Here is a 6,145-nt window from a genome sequence, read left to right as displayed (position 1 = left end):
TTACCTTTTGAAATTTAGCCTTCTTAAGGGTGTTTTAGATTTCAATAACATTAAACAAAAATAATAAATTAAAAGAAATAAAAAGGGTTTAGTATATATTTATAGAATATATAAATGTAGAAAAATGTAGAAAAACATCGGAAAATATCGGAAATAGGGTTTAGAGAGGAGAATTTTATGAGACTTAGTAAGCTTAAAGAAAATGTAGTGGATAGGAAAATATCAACGGCTATAAGGTCTAAGGAGGGAAGAAAATTAATAAATCCAGGGACCAAAATATCCAATAGAGTGTTAGATAGATTAAAGAAGTTTGGCTTAAATGCAATATATATAGAGGATGAAAATACAGATATAGAACTAAAGGAAACCCTTAGTAAAGAAAATAGAAGTCACATAATATCTAAGCTAAATAATATCTATAAAAATATATCAAAGGGCAATTTTGAAGAATCAGAACTAAAGGAATTAATTAAAAGGAAAATAATGCCACAAATAAATAATGAACCTGTTAATTTGCCAGTAGGGGAAATATTATCTGAAGATGACTTAGCAGGACACTCATTAAATGTTTGTTTGCTATCTATAACTACTGCAATGAAAATTGGGATGACTAAAGAAAAAATTGAAGCCATAGCAAAGGCCAGTTTACTCCATGATATAGGTAAATTAATAAGGAATGATAATAAAGGACATGAAGAAAAGGGTTTTGAATTTCTAAAGACCCATGCAGCATCGGTTTTAGTATATACAACCGTTAGATATCATCATGAAACAATAGATGGAAAAGGTCCCCAAAAACAGCCGGAAGAGTATCAGCATGATATGGTGAAAATAATTAGTTTAACAAATTACTATGAAAATCTACTTAGGAAGGAAAAATTATTGCCCCATGAGGCATTTGAAAGGGTACAGTCCTTAGTTAATATTAAATTCCATAAAGATATATATGAAAAATTTAAAGAATCATCATATATATATCCCATAGGACTTCCTGTTAAGCTTAGTAACAAGGAAGAAGGGATAATAATAAGACAAACTTCAAACTATCCCCTAAGGCCTATGGTAAGAACAGAGAAAAAGGAATATAACCTATTGGAAGAGTTATCAATATTTATTGAAGAAGTTAGTTTATAAACTACCACCTTTGGTGGTAGTTTTGTTATTTTAAACTTTAAAACTGACATTTGCTACAAGTATATGTATAGTACAAAAGCTTAATATTGAAAAATAAGGTATTAATTGATAAGATAATAATAATACTTACAAAAAATAAAGAAATATATAAGGGGAGGTAAGGGGGACTATAAATGAAGTCAAAGATATTAACTTTAGCATTAATAGTTATAATACTATTATCGGGATGTGGTTCTTTAGATATTGACAGTTTTAGTGGAGATAATGCATATAAACATATAGAGGAATTATCTTCCGATAAATATGCTGGAAGATTATCAGGGACAGAGGGAAATAAAAAGGCAGAAGAATATATAAAAAATCACTTTAAAAAAATAGGTTTAAAACCTATAAATGAAGATAGCTACTATCAAGAATTTATAAATAGGTATCCAGTGTATAAAGACCCCTTTAGATTTAATGTAGTAGATGATAATGGGGAGATTATAAAATCTTATGCATACGGTAAAGACTATACAGAAGTAGTAAGTAACTATGGTTTTGGAGGGAAACTGAAGGAAAAAGCTAAAGTTATAAATAATCTAAATGAAATAACAAATGAAAAGATAATACTTAGTAAATTAAATGCCAGTAATGAAATAATAGCCAAAGAACTTACAGAAAAGGGAGTTAAAGGAATTATAAGACCTATTGATATTAAGGAACATGGTAAGGGAAAAGATGGAGATTTAATATCAAGGGCCATTGCCTTAGATAGAAAAGAAGATATTAATAAGGGATTTATATATTTAGCTGTAACTAAAGAAACCTATGATGAAATAGAGGATTATACAAATAAGGGATATGGGATTGATTTAAATATTAATGTGAAGTTTCAAAATGTTAAGATGAATAATGTTATAGGTTATATAGAGGGTACAGATGAGGACTTAAAGGATGAAACCATAATAATAAGTGGTCATTTTGATCATGTAGGAAGTGATCCAAAGGGCAATGTATATAATGGAGCTTTAGATAATGCATCGGGAACAGCCATGATGATGGAACTGGCAAGGGCAATAAAGGAAAGTAATATAAAGCCTAGAAGAAGGATAGTATTTGCAGCCTTCAATGGGGAGGAGGCAGGATTATTTGGCTCTGATTATTATGCCTATAGAAGATTATTTCCCCTTCATAAAACTAAGGTAATAAATTTAGATATGATAGGGTCTAGAGAAGATGTTAAATTAGAACTCCAAACAACTAGAGATAAAGAAGGTAATTATAAAAGTAAGGACCTAGTTAATGGGATAGCCAATATAGCTAAAGATATAGAAATAGAAGTTAATGTAAAAAGTGATGCATACTATAGCAGTGATCATTATAGTTTTACAAAAAGGGGAGGAGAGGCTATAACGTTAATACACTCCTCCAAGGATCTTATACACACCCCTGAAGATACAATAGATAATATAGACAAAACTAAACTGGACCAAATAGGCAGGTTATTGATGAAGGCAATAAACTATTATGGAATGGAAGCTAAAGATAATAAATTTACTAATTTGTCAGAGAATCAAAGAGAAATATTTAAAAATATAAAAATAATTATTCCAATACTTATAGCCCTAGTAATATTACTTTTTATAATATATAAACTATTACATAAAATAGATAGACTTAAAAATAAACCAATACTATCGGTATTATTGTTTATATTGATATTATTATCAATACTAATATATAACAGTAACTATAAATACGAAAATCAATTTGTTACAGACTATAAACCTGAACCATGGGAAGGGAAAACTAAAATATCATCAGATGTATCTAATATATATGATTTAAATATAAATGAAGACATAGAGTATATTATTAAAACTGATAATATAGAAAGGGTTACTTTATCAAGGGATGGAAAGGTAAAGGAAAGGGAAAGGTTAGACATAGCCAATAAAGTAGATAGGGTAAAGGAATACAAAAGAAATATATATTATCTTTATAATAATAACCTATATAAAGACACTTCAGTTATTTCTAAAGATATAGATGATTTTAATCTTTTATATAATCAAAATAAAAAATATATATTAACCTATAATAATAAAGAAATAAGTATAATCGGTGATAAAAGGAATTATAAAATAAAAGCTAAAGATATAGAAAAGGCAATAGGTTTAATAGATAATAAGGGAAGGATCCATATAGTATTTAAAGCAGATAAAGATATAAGATACATTATGATAAATAGAAGGGGAACAAAAACAGATATAAAACAATTATATAAATTAAAAGAGGATAGCGATATTAATTTTGGTATAGATGTAGGTAAAGGATATATATTCTTTAAAGAGGAATCTAAATATAAGTTTTTACCATTTTATTTAGGTAGTAGAAAGGTATCTGGATTAGAACCTAGGGAGATAGATGTGGGAGGTTTTACTAGGGAGTCAGTTAAAGGAAATAGTATCCCCTATATTGTAAATGGAGATGAAACAATATTATTTTCAATAGTAGGAATTGATCAATATGATAAATCCTATGTTTATATATATGAACTATATAATGGAATAATAAGGGGTAAAACTGAAGTTTATCAAAGTGATAAGGATATAGAAAAAGCTGTATTTATACAGGATAAAAACAAATATGTATCAATAATAGAAGATGGTGACTTAATAGGGATAAGCTCCGATAAAGACTTTGGGGAGATAGGAAGTATAGGAAAGGTATTAGTTAAAATGGGAAATATTATGAAAAATCTAATATATATGGTGGTACTATTCTTTATAAAAATCCATTATATATTACCAGGGTTTATATTCCTTTTAATATTGAGGATTATAAAAAAGGATAAATGGCTTGATAATAAGGTGTTTATAATTATAGCATTACTTATTAACATATTATCAGAAGTAATATTCTTTAACTTACCATCCTTCACAGGATTAAGATTTGAAAACATATTAATGCCAATAATATTTTTAATAATATCATTGATTATAGTATCTCTATACAAAAAGGAAACTAAAGGATCCAGTGTATTTAAACTATTTATAATATTTTCAGTTATAAATATGATTTTTATAACTAGCTTATATAGTCCATTAACAACAAAGGGAGGCTATGAAAGGATACAAAACAGAAGTGAAAAAACAGAAGACAACATAATAGGGGGATGATAATATGAGGAAAATAGGTATATTAATAGCTTCAATACTTTTACTGTCAATAGTGGGGTGTAGTGGTGAAGAGACAGTATCACAGGGGATAGATGAAGGTGTAATGGGATATAAGGATTACTTTGGAAAGATTGATAAAGGTGAGAGGGCTATAATGGTTTATGAAGATATAGAAGGCAATTCACAACTAAAAAGAAAATCAGAAACAATTAAAAAAAGTTTAGAAGATGTTCATAAAAATAATAATATTTCAGTTAAAAGTAAGAATGACTTAACGGAAAAGGATATGAAAGAGAATCATATAATGATATTTGGAAATCCATCACAGATGAAAGTATTTGAGAACAATTTAGATAAACTCCCTTTTAGAGTAAAGGATAGTAAGTTATATATAGGAGATAAAACTATTGTGAATGATAGTACTAATTTTAACTATATAATACCAAATCCTTATAATAAAGATAAGTACCTAATGGTATCAGGGGCATTAAAGAAAGAGAATTTAATAGAATCATATTTATGGAGAAATATTGGAAAAGATTTTACTATAGAAGTAAATTTGTTTGAAAAATATGATGGCAATCTTATAAAAAAAGATAATAAATGGGTTATTAATGGAAATCTAAAAAATGTTGCACCTAAGGATGATTTTATAGTAAAGGAAAGTGAACACTTTATATTTCATTATAGTGATATAAGTGGTGAAATACAGGACAATATAGATAATATAATAGAGGAGAGGGAAGAAACATATAAATTATTTACTAGTAAACTGGGATTTAATATTGATAAAAAGATAGATTATTATGTTTTTGCAATTGAAGATATGAAAAATATGTATACAAATAAATGGACTTCAACAGCCTTAGATGAAATATATGAATTTAAAGATAAGAGACTTTATAAATATGGGATTTATGAATACCTAATGGAAGAAAAAATAGGTTCAAATTATTTTTTATTTGTAAGAAATGGATTATATTATACTCTGTTATATGACGATGAAAAGACAACTGAAATCCATAAAAAGGCTAAGAATATTATAAATAGTGATAAATATATTCCCTTTGAGTATTTAAATTTTTATACAATACCCAAAGAAATAGATAAAAACGTGTTTTATTCTGAAGTTATTTCATTTTCTAAATACTTAGAAAAAGAGTATGGATTAGATAAATATGTAGAATTATACAAGATAAGTATAAATAATGACTTAGAAGATTCATTCTATAAAGTTTATGGAAAAGACCTATTAGAACTTAGTGGAGAGTGGCAGGACTATTTAAATAAATAGAAGGGAATTATTCCCCAGTATAACAAAAGGAAAGAAGGGACCTAGGTCCCTTCTTTCCTTTTGTTATACTATCAAATCATTGACAGAACCGATACTCTATAATAAAATCATACACAAAAGGTATACTTTAAGGTGGGGAATAAAACATGAAAATGACTAAAGAAGCAGATTGTGCCATGAAAATAATACTGTATCTTTCTAGATTGGGAAAGGGTAATATTGCCGATGCTAAAACAATATCAGAAGATGAAGAAATACCAATAAGATTTACCCTTAAGATAATGAGAAAACTAACTAAAGGTGAACTTACAAAGTCCTATAGAGGTGTAAATGGTGGATATACATTAAATAAAAATCCCAGAGATATAACTATGAAGGATGTCATAGAGTTAATAGATGGACCTATATATATAAATAGATGCTTAAGTGAAGAGGATGGTTGTAATAATAAAACTAGTCAATGTAGCATAAAAAATGCTCTAAAGAGGGCACAGTATACATTAATATATGAACTTGAAAGGGTAAATTTTAGAGATCTTATATAATAATATAA

General features: G+C 27.4%; 4 protein-coding genes. All 4 read left to right on the top strand.

Features of this window, described 5'->3' with window-relative positions; translation table 11 throughout:
- Positions 1–177 precede the first annotated feature (177 nt).
- Complete coding sequence (locus V6137_RS05605; RefSeq protein ID WP_425446908.1) at positions 178–1,134, top strand: HD-GYP domain-containing protein; 957 nt, start codon at positions 178–180, stop codon at positions 1,132–1,134.
- A gap of 173 nt (positions 1,135–1,307) precedes the next feature.
- A complete protein-coding gene (locus tag V6137_RS05600; RefSeq protein WP_425446907.1) occupies positions 1,308–4,298 on the top strand; it encodes a M20/M25/M40 family metallo-hydrolase in 2,991 nt (996 codons plus the stop codon).
- 4 nt (positions 4,299–4,302) lie between these two features.
- Positions 4,303–5,592, top strand: a complete 1,290-nt coding sequence (locus V6137_RS05595) for a hypothetical protein (protein ID WP_425446906.1) — start codon at positions 4,303–4,305, stop codon at positions 5,590–5,592.
- A gap of 146 nt (positions 5,593–5,738) precedes the next feature.
- On the top strand, positions 5,739–6,137 hold the full coding sequence (locus tag V6137_RS05590) for an RrF2 family transcriptional regulator (protein ID WP_425446905.1): 399 nt from the start codon (positions 5,739–5,741) through the stop codon (positions 6,135–6,137).
- The last annotated feature ends 8 nt before the right edge of the window (positions 6,138–6,145 follow it).

Source organism: Dethiothermospora halolimnae, from assembly GCF_037577855.1.
In the GTDB taxonomy this organism is placed as follows: domain Bacteria; phylum Bacillota; class Clostridia; order Tissierellales; family VENL01; genus Dethiothermospora; species Dethiothermospora halolimnae.
Note: the sequence above shows the minus strand (reverse complement) of the source record. Positions and strands in the feature narration are given on the sequence as shown.

Bases quoted from the DNA above. Each gene is read 5' to 3' on its own strand.
- V6137_RS05600 (WP_425446907.1), top strand. From the start codon at position 1,308: ATGAAGTCAAAGATATTAACTTTAGCATTAATAGTTATAATACTATTA.
- V6137_RS05605 (WP_425446908.1), top strand. From the start codon at position 178: ATGAGACTTAGTAAGCTTAAAGAAAATGTAGTGGATAGGAAAATATCA.
- V6137_RS05590 (WP_425446905.1), top strand. From the start codon at position 5,739: ATGAAAATGACTAAAGAAGCAGATTGTGCCATGAAAATAATACTGTAT.
- V6137_RS05595 (WP_425446906.1), top strand. From the start codon at position 4,303: ATGAGGAAAATAGGTATATTAATAGCTTCAATACTTTTACTGTCAATA.